General features: G+C 49.2%; 1 protein-coding gene. It reads left to right on the forward strand.

Annotation, left to right across the window (positions count from 1 at the left end; all coding sequences use genetic code 11):
* A partial coding sequence (gene bla, locus F4V54_RS11000; RefSeq protein WP_150387158.1) for a class A beta-lactamase occupies positions 1-703 on the forward strand: 703 nt, incomplete at its 5' end.
* Positions 704-754: the final 51 nt, after the last annotated feature.

The raw sequence follows: 754 nt of genomic DNA on the forward strand, positions 1-754 counted from the left end.
GATCCTTGAGAGTTTTCGCCCCGAAGAACGTTTCCCAATGATGAGCACTTTTAAAGTTCTGCTATGTGGCGCGGTATTATCCCGTATTGACGCCGGGCAAGAGCAACTCGGTCGCCGCATACACTATTCTCAGAATGACTTGGTTGAGTACTCACCAGTCACAGAAAAGCATCTTACGGATGGCATGACAGTAAGAGAATTATGCAGTGCTGCCATAACCATGAGTGATAACACTGCGGCCAACTTACTTCTGACAACGATCGGAGGACCGAAGGAGCTAACCGCTTTTTTGCACAACATGGGGGATCATGTAACTCGCCTTGATCGTTGGGAACCGGAGCTGAATGAAGCCATACCAAACGACGAGCGTGACACCACGATGCCTGTAGCAATGGCAACAACGTTGCGCAAACTATTAACTGGCGAACTACTTACTCTAGCTTCCCGGCAACAATTAATAGACTGGATGGAGGCGGATAAAGTTGCAGGACCACTTCTGCGCTCGGCCCTTCCGGCTGGCTGGTTTATTGCTGATAAATCTGGAGCCGGTGAGCGTGGGTCTCGCGGTATCATTGCAGCACTGGGGCCAGATGGTAAGCCCTCCCGTATCGTAGTTATCTACACGACGGGGAGTCAGGCAACTATGGATGAACGAAATAGACAGATCGCTGAGATAGGTGCCTCACTGATTAAGCATTGGTAACTGTCAGACCAAGTTTACTCATATATACTTTAGATTGATTTACCCCGGTTG

Source organism: Corynebacterium tuscaniense, assembly GCF_008693065.1.
GTDB lineage: Bacteria > Actinomycetota > Actinomycetes > Mycobacteriales > Mycobacteriaceae > Corynebacterium > Corynebacterium tuscaniense.